16 protein-coding genes, 1 tRNA gene and 1 riboswitch are annotated in these 17601 nt (G+C 62.4%); of the genes, 9 read left to right on the plus strand and 8 right to left on the minus strand.

Annotation, left to right across the window (positions count from 1 at the left end; genetic code table 11):
• The first annotated feature begins 32 nt into the window (after nucleotides 1-32).
• Both GN300_RS15735 and GN300_RS15740 read left to right on the plus strand, forming a co-directional pair.
• Entirely contained in the window at nucleotides 33-1379 is a 1347-nt protein-coding gene (locus GN300_RS15735; protein ID WP_007734359.1) for a lysine N(6)-hydroxylase/L-ornithine N(5)-oxygenase family protein, read from the plus strand.
• Nucleotides 1376-1624, plus strand: a complete 249-nt coding sequence (locus GN300_RS15740) for an MbtH family protein (RefSeq protein WP_003945538.1) — start codon at nucleotides 1376-1378, stop codon at nucleotides 1622-1624. Before GN300_RS15735 ends, GN300_RS15740 begins: the two co-directional genes overlap by 4 nt.
• An 83-nt stretch (nucleotides 1625-1707) precedes the next feature.
• Here the strand turns inward: GN300_RS15740 and GN300_RS15745 are convergent, their stop codons facing one another.
• Complete coding sequence (locus GN300_RS15745; RefSeq protein WP_007734361.1) at nucleotides 1708-3135, minus strand: threonine/serine exporter ThrE family protein; 1428 nt, start codon at nucleotides 3133-3135, stop codon at nucleotides 1708-1710.
• A 122-nt stretch (nucleotides 3136-3257) separates the two neighbouring features.
• On the opposite strand from GN300_RS15745, the gene GN300_RS15750 reads away from it, so the two are divergent.
• Nucleotides 3258-3329 (plus strand) — tRNA-Thr (locus GN300_RS15750).
• Nucleotides 3330-3399: 70 nt separating this feature from the next.
• On the opposite strand, the gene GN300_RS15755 is transcribed toward GN300_RS15750, so the two are convergent.
• The 5 genes from GN300_RS15755 to GN300_RS15775 all read right to left on the minus strand — a co-directional run bounded on the left by GN300_RS15755 (nucleotide 3400) and on the right by GN300_RS15775 (nucleotide 7735).
• On the minus strand, nucleotides 3400-4197 hold the full coding sequence (locus GN300_RS15755) for a GAF and ANTAR domain-containing protein (protein WP_003945473.1): 798 nt from the start codon (nucleotides 4195-4197) through the stop codon (nucleotides 3400-3402).
• A gap of 478 nt (nucleotides 4198-4675) precedes the next feature.
• Nucleotides 4676-5491 carry a hypothetical protein gene (locus GN300_RS15760; RefSeq protein ID WP_003945831.1) on the minus strand — a complete coding sequence of 272 codons (816 nt, stop codon included), beginning with the start codon at nucleotides 5489-5491 and terminating at the stop codon, nucleotides 4676-4678.
• 47 nt (nucleotides 5492-5538) lie between these two features.
• Nucleotides 5539-5853: a multidrug efflux SMR transporter gene (locus GN300_RS15765; protein ID WP_007734365.1), complete on the minus strand. Its 315-nt coding sequence runs from the start codon at nucleotides 5851-5853 to the stop codon at nucleotides 5539-5541.
• Nucleotides 5854-5867: 14 nt separating this feature from the next.
• Nucleotides 5868-5933: riboswitch (guanidine-III (ykkC-III) riboswitch) on the minus strand.
• 43 nt (nucleotides 5934-5976) lie between these two features.
• A complete protein-coding gene (locus tag GN300_RS15770; RefSeq protein ID WP_063314995.1) occupies nucleotides 5977-7248 on the minus strand; it encodes a hypothetical protein in 1272 nt (423 codons plus the stop codon).
• The gene (locus GN300_RS15775) at nucleotides 7235-7735 is read right to left on the minus strand and encodes a hypothetical protein (protein ID WP_063314994.1); all 501 of its coding nucleotides are present in this window, start codon (nucleotides 7733-7735) and stop codon (nucleotides 7235-7237) included. The genes GN300_RS15770 and GN300_RS15775 overlap by 14 nt, the downstream gene beginning before the upstream one ends.
• A 164-nt stretch (nucleotides 7736-7899) precedes the next feature.
• On the opposite strand from GN300_RS15775, the gene GN300_RS15780 reads away from it, so the two are divergent.
• Both GN300_RS15780 and GN300_RS15785 read left to right on the plus strand, forming a co-directional pair.
• Entirely contained in the window at nucleotides 7900-8616 is a 717-nt protein-coding gene (locus GN300_RS15780; RefSeq protein WP_007734368.1) for a response regulator transcription factor, read from the plus strand.
• A complete protein-coding gene (locus GN300_RS15785) occupies nucleotides 8613-10064 on the plus strand; it encodes a cell wall metabolism sensor histidine kinase WalK (protein ID WP_003945873.1) in 1452 nt (483 codons plus the stop codon). Before GN300_RS15780 ends, GN300_RS15785 begins: the two co-directional genes overlap by 4 nt.
• 25 nt (nucleotides 10065-10089) lie before the next feature.
• Here the strand turns inward: GN300_RS15785 and GN300_RS15790 are convergent, their stop codons facing one another.
• Both GN300_RS15790 and GN300_RS15795 read right to left on the minus strand, forming a co-directional pair.
• Nucleotides 10090-11400: an alanine racemase gene (locus GN300_RS15790; RefSeq protein ID WP_063314993.1), complete on the minus strand. Its 1311-nt coding sequence runs from the start codon at nucleotides 11398-11400 to the stop codon at nucleotides 10090-10092.
• A 47-nt stretch (nucleotides 11401-11447) separates the two neighbouring features.
• Nucleotides 11448-12923, minus strand: coding sequence for an amidohydrolase family protein (locus tag GN300_RS15795; RefSeq protein WP_063314992.1), 1476 nt, complete (start codon nucleotides 12921-12923; stop codon nucleotides 11448-11450).
• Between the two features lie 203 nt (nucleotides 12924-13126).
• On the opposite strand from GN300_RS15795, the gene GN300_RS15800 reads away from it, so the two are divergent.
• The 4 genes from GN300_RS15800 to GN300_RS15815 all read left to right on the plus strand — a co-directional run bounded on the left by GN300_RS15800 (nucleotide 13127) and on the right by GN300_RS15815 (nucleotide 17571).
• Nucleotides 13127-13972, plus strand: a complete 846-nt coding sequence (locus tag GN300_RS15800; protein WP_007734371.1) for a M55 family metallopeptidase — start codon at nucleotides 13127-13129, stop codon at nucleotides 13970-13972.
• A gap of 208 nt (nucleotides 13973-14180) precedes the next feature.
• Complete coding sequence (locus tag GN300_RS15805) at nucleotides 14181-15461, plus strand: MFS transporter (RefSeq protein ID WP_063314991.1); 1281 nt, start codon at nucleotides 14181-14183, stop codon at nucleotides 15459-15461.
• 14 nt (nucleotides 15462-15475) lie between these two features.
• On the plus strand, nucleotides 15476-16333 hold the full coding sequence (locus tag GN300_RS15810) for a tryptophan 2,3-dioxygenase (protein WP_003945883.1): 858 nt from the start codon (nucleotides 15476-15478) through the stop codon (nucleotides 16331-16333).
• Between the two features lie 143 nt (nucleotides 16334-16476).
• Entirely contained in the window at nucleotides 16477-17571 is a 1095-nt protein-coding gene (locus tag GN300_RS15815) for a M20 family metallopeptidase (RefSeq protein ID WP_063314990.1), read from the plus strand.
• The last annotated feature ends 30 nt before the right edge of the window (nucleotides 17572-17601 follow it).

Raw genomic sequence — 17601 nt, forward strand, 5'->3', positions numbered from 1 at the left:
CAGGTCGTTCCGTCGGGGATGGACTACCTGTAATGAGTGAATCACCAAGAGACTCCAGCGCCGAACCTGCCATTGTCGACATCGTCGGCGTCGGGTTCGGTCCGGCCAACCTCGCGTTGGCCATTGCTGTCGAAGAACACAATGCAAATTGTGCGGCCGTTGATCGGGTGAACGCGCGGTTCTTCGAAAAGCAGTCTCAGTTCGCGTGGCATCCCGGGATGCTGCTCGACGGTGCCACCATGCAGATCGCGTTTCCGAAGGACCTGGTGACGTTCCGGAATCCACAGAGCGGATACAGCTTCTTCTCGTATCTGTTCGAGCAGGGTCGACTGGTCGACTTCGTCAACCACCAGACCTTCTTCCCCACGCGCCACGAATTCAACGACTACCTGTGCTGGGCAGCTCGACGAGTCGACGCGGACGTGCAGTTCGGTACAACCGTCGACGGGGTCGAGGGCATCAAGAACTCCGACGGCGTTGTCGATCGCTTTGCGGTTCGCACCGCCGACGGTGAAACGGTGATCGCGCGCAACATCGTTGTCGGAGCCGGACTGAAAGAGCGGATCCCGGAGTGGGCGACGCCTTCGTCGCGGTGCTTCCACAATCACCAGTTCCTCTTCCATCTCGAAGCAATGCCGGAGCCCGTACACAACCGGTTCGTCGTTCTCGGCGCCGGCCAGAGTGCCGCGGAGATCGTGGACTACCTGCACGCGAACTACCCGAACGCCGAAGTTCACAGTGTTTTTGCCCGCTACGGCTACAGCCCGGCAGACGACAGCCCGTACGCGAACCGCATCTTCGATCCCGAAGCCGTCGATCAGCTGCACGGTGCAGACGCCGCGGAACGACGCCGACTGCTCGATCTGCACCGCAGTACCAATTACTCGGTCGTCGACATCGAACTGATCAACAAGCTGTATGCCACCGAATATCAGGAGATGGTTCGTGGGCCGCGGCGACTGTTCATGCGTCGGGCCTCGGAGATCACGAGTGCCGTGGAGACCGAATCCGGCATCGAACTGGCTGTCCGTAGCAATCTCGACGGCTTGACCGACACGCTGGCGTGCGACGCACTCATTCTGGCCACGGGTTTCACCCCGGCACCTCTGGACGATTTGTTGGGTGAACTCGTGCCGGATTCGTCCGTTCCGCGTAACGTCAGTCGGGATTATCGACTGGCTGTAACGGAGGACGTGACAGGCGGTATCTATCTGCAGGGTGGGACAGAACAGACTCACGGATTGACGTCGTCGCTGCTGTCGAACGTGGCAGTGCGGGCGGGGGAGATTCTGGCGTCGGTGCTGAGCCACCAGAACCGAACTGGTGCGCTTGCTAGTCTGGGCGCACAAGACACGTACGTAACGAGTGAGGCGAGATGAGCACTAACCCTTTCGATGACGAAGACGGCCGCTTCTACGTGCTGGTGAACGACGAGGACCAGCACTCGCTGTGGCCCACGTTTTCCGAGGTCCCCGCCGGCTGGCGAGTGGTGTTCGGTGAAGACAGCCGCAAGGCGTGCCTCGAATACGTCGAGGCGAACTGGACCGACATGCGTCCGAAGAGCCTGCGCGAGGCCATGGAAGCCGATCAGGCTGCCGGTGGAAAGCACGCAGTCGAGAGCTGATTCTCTCACCGCTCGGAACCCCCGAGTGAACAGAAAAGAGCTGGGCACCGTCAGGTGCCCAGCTCTTTCTGCTTGAACGACGCCTACTTCTCGGTGACGGGAACTCGACGCCTGCGCTTGCGGACCATCGGGCGACGTAGCGAGTCCACGCGCATCAGAATCCGTGGACGACGCAGCGTGCGCGCTCCCCATTCGCCGAGCGTGACGCCCGCGGCCAGGGCACAGCCGATACCGAACGCCGACAGCAAGGCAGTCAACCCGATCAGTACCTGGTCGTTGAGCAGCGCGTACAGGCCTCGGTACAGCGACAGACCGGGGAGCAGCGGAGTGATGCCTGCGACCGCGACAACCAGCGGAGGCGTCAGTGCGCGGCGAGCCATCAGACCACCGGCAAGACCGACCACGGTTGCGGCGATTGCGGCGGCGATCACGGGACCGACGTCGAGTGTCTGCACGAAGATCGACACACCACTGCCTGCCGCACCGCCCAGGAACGCCGCGGTGAGTGCACGCCGCTCGGCGTAGCAGGCGAGCGCGTAGAACACCGACGCACACGCACCGGAGAGCATGAGGATCGGCAACTGCGTGATGGTGGAGACTTCCACATTGATCGGTGGAAGCGTCGAACCCAACATCCCGGTCATTCGCAACGAGATTGCGACGCCCGCGATGATGCCGCCCGTCATCATCACCACTTCGAAGAATCGCGCGACAGCTGTAATGGGTGCACCCATGATCGCGTCCTGGACCGAGCCCACCAACGACAGCCCGGACAGCAGGACGACCACTCCGGCCGCGATGACCAACGACGGCCGGATACTGATCCCCAGCTGGTCCTGAAATGTATAGAGCGTGGCGGCAGGCGCAGCGGCGATGAGACCACCGACAACCTGCTGGAAGAAGAACGGCAACCCGAACCGGTTCAGTACGCGGTTGACTCGATCGATGACCATCGTCGTCAGAAACGCGACTGTGGCAACGAGGAACCCGCCGCCGAGCAGGACGGAGACCGAAGCCGCCATCGCCGCCCAGGCCATGGTCGCGGTCCACCGGTTGTACGGGTGCGGCGCCGTCGTGATGGCTGTGAGCGCGTCATGCGCTTGGTCCGGTGTGATCGCCTCACGGCGGATACGACGTGTCAGACGATCGACAGCCGCCAGCCGCGTGAAGTCCATCGACCGGTAGTGGACGATGCGCATCGTGCTCGCCGGCGGTCGCGTCGGGCCGCGATAGGCGGAGAGCACAATCGAGTTGTAAGTGACGTCGACGTCACACTGGGCAAGGCCGTACGTGGCGGCGATGAACTGCACCTGCTCAGCGGTGTCCATGGCCGCGGTTCCGGATGCGAGGAGGACTTCGCCCACCCGAACCGCGAGGTCCAGGACCTCTGCGACGACGGCGTCGTCTGTCAGGTCGATCGGTTGAAGCGGTGCGGGAGCCGACGTGACCGTGTCGACGGTGGCTTGCCGGTTTCCCGTCAGGCGTGTGAGTACTTCGGTGAATTTCGCCATCAGGGGGCGGAGTGGGAGTTGCGCATGGGGCCCACGCTATCTAACGTGACCCGCGCGCGGCCACCGTGACGGCTTGGATATGATGGCTCCGCAAAGTCAGTCGCGGCAACGCGTCGGTCTTCGCCTCCTTAGCTCAGTGGTAGAGCACTCGCCTTGTAAGCGAAAGGTCGTCGGTTCAATCCCGACAGGAGGCTCCGAAAGAAGAGGCACTCACCAATGTGGTGGGTGCCTCTGTATTTGCTGAGGTGCCGATAGGCGCCCGGTTCAGTTGGTCTCGGGCTTGTTCGTAGCCTGGCGCGGGTCGATCGCGCCGTCGATGTACTGCTGGGCGATCACTCGCAGTTTGACGTTGCTGCGCTGCGAGTCCTGGATGAGAATGCGGAAGGCTCGGTCGGCGTCGACGTGGTGGGTGCCCATGATGATGCCCTTGGCCTGTTCGATGACGCCTCGCGATTCGAGTGCTCGCTCGAGGTCCATTGCGTGCTTTCTGGCGATGTCGAGGCGCTGCGAGCTGTGCAGCGCGTAGGCCGAGGTCACGGCGAACAGTTGGAGCAATGCCACGTCGGCGCCGGTGAAACCTCGGAGGTCGTGGCTGTAGAGATTGAGGGTTCCGAGCGGGCGTTCCCGGCCAGGCAGTGGCATGGACAAGAAGCTGACGGCGCCGACTGCCTTTGCCGCGCTTGCGAATTGAGGCCACCGGCTGTGGGCTTCGCTGGCATGTGCGCGGACAACGGTTCCCGTGCGTGACGACGTCACACTCGGTCCGTAGTCCAGTCGGAATTGGATCGAGTCGACGGTGCGAACAAGTTGGTGGGTGGCGGCGACGGTTCGGAATGTCGTGTCCGAACCGCCGATGGTAATTCCGGCCATGTCGGCGTCGGCGATGAGATCGACGGCATGCCTGCAGACTTGTTCGAGAAATTGCTCGGCCTGGGCATGTGGATCGAGGTGCGCGTACAGCGATTGCAGGGCGTCCGAGGCGGCGTCCAGGCTGTCCTGCGACGCGGAATTTCGGCCCCCGGTGGGGCCGCGGTGTCCTCTGGCGATGCGCGGCGCCGTCATTGTCTCAACCACCCTTCCCCATCACGTCGCAGGCATGTCCGATTCGTCTCATTGTTGCACCGGACTAACTGTTGTGCACTCTGTTTCGGTGGACAAGTGTCTGATGGGGCGGACGGTTATGTGAAGTGGTCTGCGTATGCCCAATCGTGATGTTTGATTCGGCCGTTAGCGGGTACTGCGCCGATCTTGGAATTATGTTGTCCTGCAACAGTTAACGTGGAAACTGCGACCGGGGTACAAGTTTTCTCCGCAATGGCGCGCAGGTCACGAACTTGGCCTATTGTCAGCGCCAGCGCACAATCTTGTACGCGTAACCCGTAGACAGTGAAGGGGATACGACGATGAACGGACTGATCGCGGCTCTGAACAGTGGAATGACCGTTGGCTTGGCCAACACGATCCTGACTTTCGGCGGAATCATCATCAACCTCAACATCGTGATCAACAACTGACCGCGTAATCGGCGAGTAACCGTTTGTTATGCCGATTCGATCGGAAGGTCCGGCCCTGGGCGGTCGCTCTTGCTCTTGAGCCACCGATTGGGAAGTTTGCCGGCAAGTTCTCCGAGTGGACCGACTGCAGCGCTGAGGATTCCGACGGTTTCCTGAAGGACCTCGATGCTCGCGCTCATCCGCTCGAGGTTGGGGGCGAGGGAAGTCAAGGTGTCGGACAGTGCAACGATCTGGTCAAGCGGGCCGCCTTCGGCGATGAGCCGTTCGAAGGCGCCGTTCTCTGCCAGGAGTGTTTCGAGGATGCCGTTCTCGGCCAGTGCGCGATCGATGACACCGTCCTTGGCAGTCAGGCGTTCGACGGCACCGTCTTGCGCTGTCAGGCGTTCAAGCGGACCGTCCTCCGCCATCATTCGGTCGAGGAGACCGTCCGGCGCGAGCAAGCGTTCCAATGCGCCGTTCTCGGCGAGCACCCTATCCAGCGGTCCGCCGGGGGCAAGAAGTCTTTCGAGTGGTCCGCCGGGAGCGAGTAGTCGTTCGAGAGTGCCGTCGGGTGCAGTCAGTTTGTCGACCGGACCGCCGGGAGAGAGAAGTCGATCGAGTGGCCCACCGGGGGCCAAGGCCTGCCCGATGGGCCGATCGTCAGCGGTGAGTGATGACAACTGCTGGATCATCTGCATGGGTCCGCGGGGGCTTGCCAAGCCGGCAGCACCCGCCGTCACCGCGCCGGTATTACCGACGGCGATACGAACTGTCGTGACCGTCAGCTCGGCGATTCCCAAACTGATCTCTGCGGCTGCAATGCCCGCGCGTAGGGGAAGCGTGAGCATCTCCAGCAGTTTCATGCGTTAACTGTAACCGGTAACACACAAACACTCACCAGGATCGCCGGTCAGTGAAGGACCTTCAGACCGACGACACAGCCGACGATGCCCAGGATCAGCAGTATCTTGACGATCGACGTGGACTCCGCGCCGGTGATCATCGCATATCCCACAGTCAGGGCGGCGCCGATGCCGACCCAGATCGCGTAGGAAGTCCCGATGGGAAGGGTACGCATTGCATACGCGAGGCCGGCCATACTGACGATCAGGCCGAGGACGAAGACGATGGTAGGCGACATCTTGCTGAATCCGTCGGACTTACCGAGGGCGGTAGCCCAGACAGCTTCGAAAAGTCCGGAAATGACGAGCACGATCCATGCCATGGTGAACAACTCCCAAGGCACCGTCTTTTCGCTGGCCGGGTACGGTGCGCTCGTCCGGATGTCGTCGTTGACCACCCAACCATAGCAACAGAATTCTGCGTTCCGACCCGATCAGCTGGCGATTTAGGTCACCACCGCCGGTCGAACCCGCTTCAGATGGATGCTCGTCACGGCCACCACGATCGTCGCCGTTGCAGCGAGAACAGCCAGAGGAATCGGCGTGTCCACCGAGACGGGACCGTGTTCCTCGAGCGTATCGGTCGACCACCCGAATTCCTGCGAGACAGGGTCCAGGAAGGTCGCTGAAACCGAGAACAAGGTAAGAGCGAAGGGAAATACGGACCCGCTCGAGACTGCTCCGACGGCAACAGGCATGCATGACGTGACGGCCAGTCCCAGCGCAAGCGGGAGGACGAGGACGTAGGCAACCGTGGTCGGGGCGGCATCCAGCAATCCCGAGAGTGCAGTCACGGCAAGGAGTCCCAGCCCGAGTTGCGGCATCGGTCTTCTCCAGCCGACGACGACGCCCAACGCCAGGGCAGCAGCTCCCGCGGGCATCGCCCAGGTCCAGTCGGATGGAAAGGAAATCGAGCTGACCGAAACCGCGCTGACTGCCAGTCCGACGAGTACGAAACGACCGTCGTGTGGCGGCAACCGCCAAGCCAGTGCGACGGTAACGGCAACCGCCAATACCACCGCGATCACCCATGACCCAGGTGATGTCGTCGAGCCCAACCACACATAGAGAGCCGTGAATACCAGGGGCAGAACAACTCCCAGCTTCACCAGGCGTGCGTCGATGTCGCCCGGCTCCTGATTCGGTCGTGCGAGTGCGGCGACTCCACCCACGAGAAGAGTTGCGGCGAGCAGAATCCAGACGGGAACCGTGGACGGCACGGGGTAGGAATCGCCCGGAAGTGTGAGCGACCACCTGGGGACGCGATCGCGCCACAAGTCCGCTGCGCCGAAGTACAGGGTCGTCGTGGTTACGCCGAGTCCGAGAGCGGTTTGTGCTCCGCGGTGCCCCTTCGTCGGAAATGCCGCTGCCGCGAGGAAAGCGCCTGCTCCGACTGCGTTCAGAGTCACCGAAATCTGGGCGGAGACGGGGACGAATGCAGGTAGCGCGATGGCGAGGGCGCCGACTACAGCGAAGACACTCGCGAGACCGCCACGTCCCCAGCGATGCAGTAGCGCTACGCCGACGGCCGCAACCACCGCGGCAGTTGCTCCCGCCCACTGCGGCGTGATCACCACCGAGATAACGCCGGCGTCGGAGAAGGAGAAGTCGTCAACTCGGGACTCGGCCACTGCGTACGCGGCTACCACACCGCCGACCAGCGCGGACGCCACAGGACCGTAGAGCTGAGCGATTTGAACTGGGCTACGTTGCTGCATAATTCGTCGAATTCTTGCACAACTCGCCTATACGACTTATCGTCACATCGCCGTGCGGATCAATCCACACCGGTTCCCCGTCCCGAAGTCGAGGAACCAGCAGATGGCGTCCTCGACTCGGCCACTGAACGAAGTCGTAGCCGGCCAAATTTGTCTGAACTGCGTCGGCGACCCACACCGCAGCGTCCGCGAATGCAGTCTCCATCGACAGTGCGTTGAAGTAGCTGAATCCGCTGATGTCACGTGTGCCTTGCCAGCCGATCGTGACGTTGTAGTCGCTGTTGATCGAAAATTCCCATATCAAACGGTCGACAACAACTTCAGGTCCGAATCGCAGGCAACGCAGATCTTGGGCAACACCTGCGAGGGCCTGTGCCCAAGACTCCGGTGGCGCGAAGCCGGGATCCTCGCCGGTATCGGAGTTGTTGGTGAACAGAGGAATACGCCAGGTCAAGCACTCCATGTTCCACAGTGGGGGTAGTGACATGCCGCATCCTTCCGGTTCGTGGGCCTGCACCCCAGCTTTTCAGCTGCACCCGGCTTTTCACCTGCACCTGGCTTTTCACCTGTACTCAGTCCATCACATGCACCCGGCCGTTCACAGGAAGCTCCCAGGGAACATACAGCGGGAATCCAGTGGCAGGGGAGAAGATGGTTCTCGTGACCGACAAGACCCCCGAAGCCCGCATCCTCGTTGTCGACGACGAACCCACCATCGTGGAGTTGCTCTCCGTGAGCCTCCGATTCCAGGGTTTCGAGGTGGCAACTGCTTCGAGCGGCGCCCAAGGCCTGGACGTCGCACGGACATTCCGTCCCGACGCGATCGTTCTCGACGTCATGATGCCCGGGATGGACGGCTTCGGTCTGCTTCGGCGCCTGCGCGCCGACGGCGTGGACGCGCCGGTCCTGTTTCTGACGGCGAAGGATTCGCTCGACGACAAGATCAGCGGCCTGACCCTCGGCGCGGACGACTACGTGACCAAGCCCTTCAGCCTCGAAGAAGTCGTGACGCGGTTGCGGGTCATCCTGCGCCGCGCCGGTCGCGGTGTCGCGCCGGAGCAGTCGCCGCGGGTGAAGTTCGCCGACATCGAACTCGACGACGACACCCGCGAGGTCTGGAAGAAGGGCGAGTTGGTTGCACTCTCGCCCACCGAGTTCACACTGCTCCGATACTTCATGGTCAACGCCGGGACGGTTCTCAGCAAACCGCGGATTCTCGACCACGTCTGGAATTACGACTTCGGTGGGGAGGTCGGAGTTGTCGAGTCCTACGTTTCCTACCTGCGGCGCAAGGTGGACACGGGGGAGACACCGCTGATTCACACATTGCGTGGGGTCGGCTACGTGATGCGTGAACCGCGGCAATGATCGCCGCCGCGGAAAACGATCAGCTTCCGAAGCGGGGTCGTTTCCGTCTCCATTCACTGCCGCTGCGCTTCACCCTGGTTGCGGCCTTGCTGGTGTTGGCCGCGCTGGGTCTGTTGGCGTCGGGTGTAGCGGTCACTTCTGCTCTCGAGAACTCACTGACCCAGCGAACCGACAAAACGCTGTACGAAGCGGTCGACGGTTGGGCAAAGCCGCACAGCAGAGACCTGCAACCGCCCAGTGATGTCGGCCCGGGCACCCGCCCACCCAGCCCCTTCTTCGTTCGGACCGTGACCCCGGACGGACGGGTGATCATCCTGAACGACAAGTCGACGACGACCGAACCCGACCTGTCGAAAGATTCCACCAACGGCCCGATCACCGTCGGATCGAGCGACGGTTCGGACGTGAACTGGCGGGTTCTCACGACGGTCCGCGACGGCACGACCACGACTATCGGTGTGCGACTGACGGATAACGAGCAGACCGTCGACGACTTGGTCGGCCTGCAACTCGGCATCGGCCTGGTTGTCCTGCTGATCCTCGGCGGCGCAGCGTATTTCGTGGTTCGTCGGAGCCTCCGTCCGCTTGTCGAGGTGGAGGAGACTGCCGCTGCCATTGCCGCCGGCGACCTTCATCGACGTGTTCCGGAGCGCGATGACCGCACCGAGGTCGGTCGACTGTCCGTGGCGCTCAACGGAATGCTCGCGCAGATTCAGCACGCATTTGCCGCGACCGAGGCTTCGGAGGAATCGGCCCGGCGTTCCGAGGAGAAGATGCGTAGGTTTGTCGGCGACGCGAGCCACGAGTTGCGCACACCCTTGACGACTATTCGTGGGTTCGCCGAGTTGTATCGCCAAGGCGCCATGACTGATACGGAAACGCTGATGAACCGGATCGAGGGCGAGGCGTCGAGGATGGGACTTCTGGTCGAAGATCTGCTCATGCTGGCAAGACTCGACGAACAGCGTCCACTCGAGAACAAGCCTGTGGATCTGCTTGCAGTTGCGGCGGATTCGGTACAGGCGGCACGAGCGATCGCACCGGATCGAACTGTCGAACTTCAGATGACCGGCGGCCCAGGCCTGCCCGAAGTGCATGGTGACGAGGCCAGACTGCGTCAGGTAGTTGCCAATCTGGTGGGCAACGCGATCAAACACACGCCGCCGGATGCGCAGGTCACCGTTCGTGTCGGTACGACCGAGAACTCCGCGGTGGTCGAGGTTTCGGATACCGGTCAGGGTTTGAGTGACGAGGATGCCGCGCGGATCTTCGAGCGTTTCTACCGCGCCGACACCTCTCGCACCCGTGAGACCGGGGGCGCCGGTCTCGGCCTGTCCATCGTTTCGGCTTTGGTTGCAGCGCACGACGGAACCGTCAGCGTCGAGACCTCCCTCGGGCAGGGGACGACGTTCCGCGTCGAATTGCCGCGTGACCCGAAGGACGACTGACGCCGGATTGCCGCAACCGGTCCCCTCAGAAGTAGGTGTGCACCGTGCCGACGACGCGGTAATCCGAATCGACCTCGGGAATCAGTGACCACTTGTCGAATGTGGTGCAGGGATGCGAGATTCCGCAACCGAGCAGATCGCCGACCTTCACGTCGAAGTCAGCCGGAACGTCGACGTACGCGTGCTGGTCGTTGAGTGCGGTGATCGTCAGCTCTCGCGCTGATCGGTTGGATCCGTCGCGTCGGCGCCACAGGACTATGGGAAAGCCTGCGTCGGAACCGACATCGCGGCGGCCGAAGCCCAGGATCACCCGTCCGGGTTCAGGTATGGAGAGCACTACGCCCCAGACCTCTGCGGCTCCCTGCAGAGTTCGCGGACCGTCAGCCCACGGCGAAGTTTCGGCATAGAGACCGTGATCATGGGTGATATAGCAACCGCTGCGCAGCACGATGCGTACACCATTGTCGAGTGCCCATCGGCCGGCCAGCTCGCGTACGACCAGATCGTGAAACGCACTGCCGCCGAAAGTGACCAGTGGCCTGGGAGCCTTCGCGGAGTTGTTCTCGAACAGGTTCTCGGCCACACAGATTTCCGTGAAAACCCGCGCGGATTTGAGATACGAATCGACGGAGATACGGCGGGCTGCTACCGAGGCTCCGGGCATCATGCCCTCGAACCCCTCGACTCCGGTGAGTATCAACGAAGGTGCCTGCGATGCTGCGCGTGCGACGTCGAGTGCTTGCTCGACAGTGCGAGCGCCCGCGCGTCCGCTGTCGTAGCCGAGTTCGACGAGAACCCGGATACGGGTGGCCGGTGAGACTTTCGCGATCAACTGTTCCATCAGGCGGACGCTCTCGACCGAGTCCACGAGGGTGGTGACGAAGAAATCGGGGTCGGTGGCCTGGGCGTCGCAGATCCACCGAATACCGGCGGGATCGAGAACCTGGCTGGCGATGATGATGGTGTCCACACCGAACTCACGCAGAATGCGTGCCTGCGCAACGGTTGCCGCCGTCATCGCCCAAGCCCCGGCGTCGAGCTGCCGTCGAACCAGTTCGGGGCTCATCGTGGTCTTCGCGTGAGGCGCCAGATCCACATCGTGGTCGGAGCAGAACTGCGCCATGAGGTCGACATTGTGCGCGATCGCTGCACGGTTGAGTGTCATCACGGGTAGCAGGAGGTTGCCGTCGAGTGCCGAGATCCCCAGCGGCTCGAGGTCGGAACCGTCGCGACCTTCGAGGTCGGTGCCGAAGGCCTTGTGCTGCCAACCGATCGGGGGGTTCGCGAAATCCGTCATGGCATCGATTGTGCCGTTGATTGCAGACGATGTGTTCATGTGTGGTGACTTTCTGTCAGAACTATGCAGGTCAGGATGAGATCCGGCTACGAGCGGCGTACCGGGCGACCAGGCAACGCGTCCTGGACCACGACACCGTCTTCGACGACGGGTACTCCGCCGACCAGCACGCGGCTGATACCGGTGGAGGGGCGGGTGCCGTCGATGTACGTGGCGTTGTCGGTGATTCGCTCGGGGTCGAAAACGAGGATGTCCGCGTCGCTACCGGGGCTGATCCGACCTTTCGTCGCCATCGAGGGAACCGACTCCTCCAGAATCTGCGCAGGGATCAACGAGCAGCGCGCGATGATCTCCGACAGCGACAGCAGCCGACGCTCGCGGTACAGCGTACGAATCGCACGTGCGTAGGTGCCGGCGCCGCGGGGGTGGCCGAGTGCCTTCTTCGGCAGTGGCCACTGCAATGAGTCGGCAGGCGAACGGCCGGGCCAGGTCAGTGGCATCGCGTCGCTCGCGATGGCGGCGCGATCGAAAGTCATCGCCCGTTCGAGGAATTCGCGCTGCACGGTGTCGTTCTCGTCGAGGAACTCCACCAGCACCAACCCACCGGGGTCGGTGGCCCGAAGATGTTCCAGCTGTTTGCGGTCCGCGATACGTTCACCGGTGGGTACGAATGTCAGCGACCGTGGTGTCAGATTCATCAGGTGCAGCTTGTCGGGATCGAGAAACGCAGCTCCGACGGCCGTCGACCCGGAACCGTACGGATACGCCTCCGTCGTGACGCGCGATCCGGCTGCCTGAACTTGTGCCACCACCGACAGCGCGTGGTCGACGTGCATTCCCGAGGTGCTGTTGACGTGGCAGTAGTGCATGTGTGCGCCGGTTTCGGCTGCTGCACGGGCGATTTCGACGGCACCATCCACCGGGCTCGACGGATCGGCCGAGATGAGCGGGCGCGCATGGGTATAGGTGGGAACACCGGCTCGGGCCGCGAGATCCGCCACCTGTAGGTACTCCACCGGATCGGATTTCGGCGCGTACCCGACCACCACGCCGATGCCGAGAGCGCCTGCGGCCAGATCGTTTTCGAGGAGTTCGAGAATGTGGGCGCGCTGGGAGGCGGTGGGCTCGCCCTGCCAGCTCGGGGAACCGAGATGGTGCAGGAGCGTTCTGATGTCGCCGTCGGGATCGGCCCCTGAGAGTTCGATCATTCGGGCGTGCGCCCACGACGTCGCGTAGCCGTAGTTGATCGGGCGGCCCTCGGCGCCGGCCTGGGCATATGCCTTTGCAACAGGAATGACGCCGGCTTCCAGTTCGAGGGCCGTCGTGACTCCGTCCAATGCCTGAAGTCGCTGCTCGGCGATTTCCTGTCCGTGGCTGTGCAGGTCGATGAATCCGGGGCAGATGACCTGACCGGTCACGTCGATCGTCTGCCGGGCTTCGATCGCGTCGCGACCCCACGCCGAGACCTTGCCGTCGGTGATCGCGATGCCCCGAACCTCGTCGGTCCCCGATGCGGGATCGACGACGCGGCCGCCGGTGAACACGATGTCGTGGACCTGCATCAGCGCTGCACTCCTGTCGTTGGTCGAACCGCATGGCCCGGCGAATGTCCCGATGGTTTCACGGCTCGGGTATCGGATTCTGGTGTGAACGTCCCAAATGGAGGCCGACTCACCGTTCGAGCGGACAAGAAACGGATGCGCTCGAGTGTGAAGGTGAAAGCGAAGTTATCAATTCAGCCGATTGAGATCGATGGAGGACAGGAATGCACGTCTATATTTCGGTGGACATGGAGGGCATCGCGGGTATCGCGACGCTCGATCAGACGATCCGCGGCGGTGGCGGCTACCACCGTGCGCAGATGCTCATGACCGCCGAGACCAATGCCGCGATCGCCGGTGCGTTCGACGCCGGTGCGACGAGCGTCCTGGTCAACGACAGCCACGGAACGATGGACAATCTGCTTCACGCCGACCTGGATCCACGGGCGCGTCTGATCTTCGGAACACCGAAGATGCAGTGCATGGCGGAGGGACTGACGTCCGATCACGACGTCGCTCTGTTTGTCGGCTATCACGCACCAGCCGGTGGGCCCGGCGTCCTGGCGCACACGTTCTCGAGCTTGTTCGCCGACGTCCGCCTCGACGGCAAGTCCGTCTCGGAGACCGACGTCAACACCCTCTACGCTGCCACCCAGGGCGTTCCCGTCGGCCTGGTGACGGGTGACGACATCATCTGCGGCTTGGTCGACGCGGCATCGCCGACAACCGAGACCGTCGAGGTCAAGAAGGCACATGGATGGTCGGCAACCAATTCGCTGCCGCCGTCGCTGGCGTGCGAGCAGATCCGAGCAGGAGCCGAGCGCGCAGTGCGTAAGGCCGACACACTGAAGCCGGTCGAGCTGCGTGACGAATGGACCCTCGAGATCGTTCACCCCACCACCACGGGAGCTGAACTCGCCGAGGCTGTTCCCGGCTCGCGACGGATTTCGGATCGTACGATTTCGCACACACTCGGTAGCGTCGACGACATTCTCGGTCTGATCACTGTCAATGCTCGGCTTGCAGCCGCAGGCGTCTCGACGATCGTGGCAGTCGCCAATCGCACGTGATGAAGTAGCGACTCCATCGCGAAATGCCGTCGACGCCTTGTGTGTCGGCGGCATTTGTCATCTCTTGGGGCAGAACATGTTCCGACCGACCAAACGTTGCTTCGGCTATTGGTGAAACGGACCAATGCGGTAGACGTGTTCGCTGTCACACTTCATCAGTCTTTTCAATGTTCCAGTCCATGCGGCACAAGACAATTCGGGAGGCTTGATGAAGGCGGAACGCGTCACAGTGGAAGCGCCGTCGCGGGCGAGCGACGGTTCGGTTCGAAAAATGATGGACAACAAGTCGATTCGTCGTACGACCACCGTTACGGTGGGGCTGCTCAGTACCATCTGGTTGATCGACATGGTGGATCGCGTCATGATCGGGCTTGCGCTTCCGATGATCGGCGACGAATTCTCGCTCAGCAGTACGCAGTTGGGTGGCGTGGTCTCGGTATTCGCGATCTTCTACATGCTCGGGCAGGTCCCCGGCGGAATGTTGGCCGACCGCTTCGGACCCAGGCCACTGTTGATCGTTGCTTTGATCCTGTGGTCGGTCTTCACAGCGTTGACAGGGTTCGCGTGGGGTCTCGTCTCGCTGATGGTCATGCGTGCGATGTTCGGCATCAGCCAGGGGCTCTTTCCAGCGGCGTCGTTCAAGGCTTTGGCTGAGCGGACGCGTCCGAAAACCAGGGCGACCGCGATGGGTTTCATGCTCGGCGCCAACAACCTCGGCCCCGGCATCGCACCGCTGATCATCGCGCCGGTCCTCATGGCCGTGGGGTGGCGTGACGCGTTCTGGCTGGTGGCGATCGCCGGCGCAGTGATCGGCACGGTGGTGTGGTTGGTGCTGCCCGCACCGCTGGACACGGAAATCTCGGAAGATCCCGAGGCAGCCTTGCAACCTCTGGCGAGCGAGCACTCTCGCGCCGCGGTGTTCAAGTCCGCGTCGGTGTGGAAGTTCGCGATTCTGTTCTGCCTGGCCAACATGTCCGCGTACGGGCTGATGACCTGGGTGCCGAGTTATCTGCTCAACGACAAGGGACTCTCGCTGATCGACACGGGAATCTTTGCCGCAATCCCCTTCATCGTCACGGCGCTGGCCACGATTGTGGGCGGGCGGTTGGTGGACAAGTACTTCCACGACCGGGCCAGGATCCTTCTGGTTCCGTGTATGGCCACGTCGGCAGTCCTTTTGTTCCTGATGACCACCGCTGACACCGTCGCGATGTTCACGTTCTACGAGACGTTGGCTCTAGGCATCAGCGGTCTGTGTTCGATGTCGATCTTCGCGATGCCGTTGCGGGCACTTCCGGCCGAATTCCTCGGTTCCGGAATGGGTTTGATCAACGGTTGTGGTCAGTTCGCCGGTTTCATCACCCCGCTCGTGATGGGATGGATGGTGGACCAGTTCTCGTACATGGCTGCATTCGGAGTCCTGGTCGGAGCGACGAGCGCTGCCGCATTGGTGGCCATGATCGTTCCTCAGACCCCGGCGAAATTCTGACAAGGAGACCGAAGATGTCGGCAACGGACGGCACACGAAAGATCGAAGACGACGTCGTCACCGATTTTTCCGGGAAGATGAGTTACGGGGCCTACCTCGGACTCGACACCCTCCTGGATTCGCAGCACCCGGTGAGCGAGCCGGAACACCACGACGAACTCTTGTTCATCATTCAGCACCAGACCAGCGAGTTGTGGCTCAAGCTGTTTCTCCACGAGATTCGGGCGGCCAGAGCAGCGATCGCTGCCGACGACATTCGGGTTGCGTTCAAGCGGATCGCACGTGTCAAACATATTCAGGCCACCTTGACCGAGCAGTGGTCGGTGTTGGCGACACTGACGCCGGCGGAGTATGCGGAGTTCAGGGGCGTTCTCGGCAACTCGTCGGGGTTCCAGTCGTACCAGTACCGCGCCGTGGAATTCGTGCTCGGAAACAAGAACGCGGGCATGCTGAAGGTGTTCGAATCGGATCCGTCCGCCCATCGATTGTTGGAGACCCTGCTCGGGGAGCCGACACTGTACGACGAGTTCTGGCGGTACCTGTCCAGGCAGGGGTACGACGTTCCGGCGTCGGCTCTCGAACGAGACGTCAGCGCGCCCTACGTGCGAAACGACGAACTGATTCCGCTGGTCAAAGCAATCTACGAGAACGTCGAACAGCACTGGACGGCGTACGAGGCGTTCGAGGAGTTGGTCGACCTCGAGGAGAGCTTTCAGCTGTGGCGGTTCCGGCACCTTCGGACCGTGCTGCGGGTGATCGGCATGAAGAAGGGGACCGGCGGTTCGAGTGGTGGTGCCGGCTTCCTGCAACGTGCGCTGGAGTTGAGCTTCTTTCCCGAGCTGTTTGCCGCCCGAACAGAGATCGGTACCTGACACACCTGCTTGATGACACCCAGCTGTTCGTGACACACGACGAATCCGAGCCCGAAGGACAGGAGTCTTGGACAAGATCCGACAGGGTCGCTTCGACCAAGCTTGACTGCGAAGTTGCAAGTCGGTGACAGGAGAGCGTCGGAGTGGACAAGAAATCAATGGTGGCAGACCTGGCGGCGTTGGTAACCGCCGAGTCGCCCAGTTCCGATCTCGGCGCAGTCGATGCATGTGCGGACGTGGTGGCCGAAATCGGCGAACGCCACCTCGGAAGCACCCCCGAACGTATCCGCATCGACGGGCGCCAGCACTTGCGTTGGTCGTTCGGCGCGGAGCCGAAGGTGATGCTCCTGGGCCATTTCGACACCGTCTGGCCGCTCGGAACGCTCGCGGAGTTGCCCTGGTCTGTCACCGACAACATCGCCACCGGACCCGGAGTCTTCGACATGAAGGCCGGCATCGTCCAGCTCTTCCACGCGCTCGCATCGCTTCCGTCGCTCGACGGGGTGGTCGTGCTCCTCAGTTCCGACGAGGAAATCGGCTCCCCGACCTCGCGCGCACTGATCGAGGAGCAAGCACGTCAGGTCGACGCGGTGCTGGTCCTCGAAGCCGCAGCCGACGGCGCAGTGAAGACCGCGCGCAAGGGTATGTCGCTGTACTGCGTCGACATCGAGGGACGCGCTGCACACGCCGGACTGGAACCGGAACGAGGTGTGAACGCTGTAGTGGAGCTCGCACACCAGATTCAGGCCGTGGTGGAGCTCGCGGACCCGGCGGCGGGAACGTCGGTGGTGCCGTCCGTGATCAGTGGCGGCACGACCACCAATACTGTTGCAGCGCAAGCGCAACTGTGGTGTGACGTTCGCATGTGGTCGGCGAAGGAACAGGAACGCATCGACCGTTCGATCCGTGCACTGACACCGGCGCTGGCCGAAAGTCGAATTTCGGTGTCCGGAGGCCCCAACCGTGGACCACTGGAATCAGTGTCTTCGGAGAAGCTGTACTTTCTCGCTCACCAGGTCAGCAGTGAGAGCGGTTTGGGGATGCTGCGCGACTGCGCCGTCGGCGGTGCATCGGACGGAAATTTCACTGCCGCAGTAGGAACTCCCACGTTGGACGGCCTCGGTGCCGTCGGCGGTGGCGCCCACGCAGCGACAGAACACGTAGAGATAGATCAGATGATCCCGCGCGCCACCTTGTTGGCCGGTCTGGTGACTCGAATCCTGGAGGGAGGACTGTGACTATGACGTCGCCGAACAATGTCCAACGCA

The organism is Rhodococcus sp. Ni2 (assembly GCF_021352185.1).
Lineage (GTDB): Bacteria > Actinomycetota > Actinomycetes > Mycobacteriales > Mycobacteriaceae > Rhodococcus_F > Rhodococcus_F qingshengii.

Excerpts from the sequence above, each read along its gene's own strand:
- GN300_RS15735 (WP_007734359.1), top strand. The coding sequence starts at position 33 with ATGAGTGAATCACCAAGAGACTCCAGCGCCGAACCTGCCATTGTCGAC.
- GN300_RS15740 (WP_003945538.1), top strand. The coding sequence starts at position 1,376 with ATGAGCACTAACCCTTTCGATGACGAAGACGGCCGCTTCTACGTGCTG.
- GN300_RS15745 (WP_007734361.1), bottom strand. The coding sequence starts at position 3,135 with ATGGCGAAATTCACCGAAGTACTCACACGCCTGACGGGAAACCGGCAA.
- GN300_RS15755 (WP_003945473.1), bottom strand. The coding sequence starts at position 4,197 with ATGACGGCGCCGCGCATCGCCAGAGGACACCGCGGCCCCACCGGGGGC.
- GN300_RS15760 (WP_003945831.1), bottom strand. The coding sequence starts at position 5,491 with ATGAAACTGCTGGAGATGCTCACGCTTCCCCTACGCGCGGGCATTGCA.
- GN300_RS15765 (WP_007734365.1), bottom strand. The coding sequence starts at position 5,853 with ATGGCATGGATCGTGCTCGTCATTTCCGGACTTTTCGAAGCTGTCTGG.
- GN300_RS15770 (WP_063314995.1), bottom strand. The coding sequence starts at position 7,248 with ATGCAGCAACGTAGCCCAGTTCAAATCGCTCAGCTCTACGGTCCTGTG.
- GN300_RS15775 (WP_063314994.1), bottom strand. The coding sequence starts at position 7,735 with ATGTCACTACCCCCACTGTGGAACATGGAGTGCTTGACCTGGCGTATT.
- GN300_RS15780 (WP_007734368.1), top strand. The coding sequence starts at position 7,900 with ATGGTTCTCGTGACCGACAAGACCCCCGAAGCCCGCATCCTCGTTGTC.
- GN300_RS15785 (WP_003945873.1), top strand. The coding sequence starts at position 8,613 with ATGATCGCCGCCGCGGAAAACGATCAGCTTCCGAAGCGGGGTCGTTTC.
- GN300_RS15790 (WP_063314993.1), bottom strand. The coding sequence starts at position 11,400 with ATGAACACATCGTCTGCAATCAACGGCACAATCGATGCCATGACGGAT.
- GN300_RS15795 (WP_063314992.1), bottom strand. The coding sequence starts at position 12,923 with ATGCAGGTCCACGACATCGTGTTCACCGGCGGCCGCGTCGTCGATCCC.
- GN300_RS15800 (WP_007734371.1), top strand. The coding sequence starts at position 13,127 with ATGCACGTCTATATTTCGGTGGACATGGAGGGCATCGCGGGTATCGCG.
- GN300_RS15805 (WP_063314991.1), top strand. The coding sequence starts at position 14,181 with ATGAAGGCGGAACGCGTCACAGTGGAAGCGCCGTCGCGGGCGAGCGAC.
- GN300_RS15810 (WP_003945883.1), top strand. The coding sequence starts at position 15,476 with ATGTCGGCAACGGACGGCACACGAAAGATCGAAGACGACGTCGTCACC.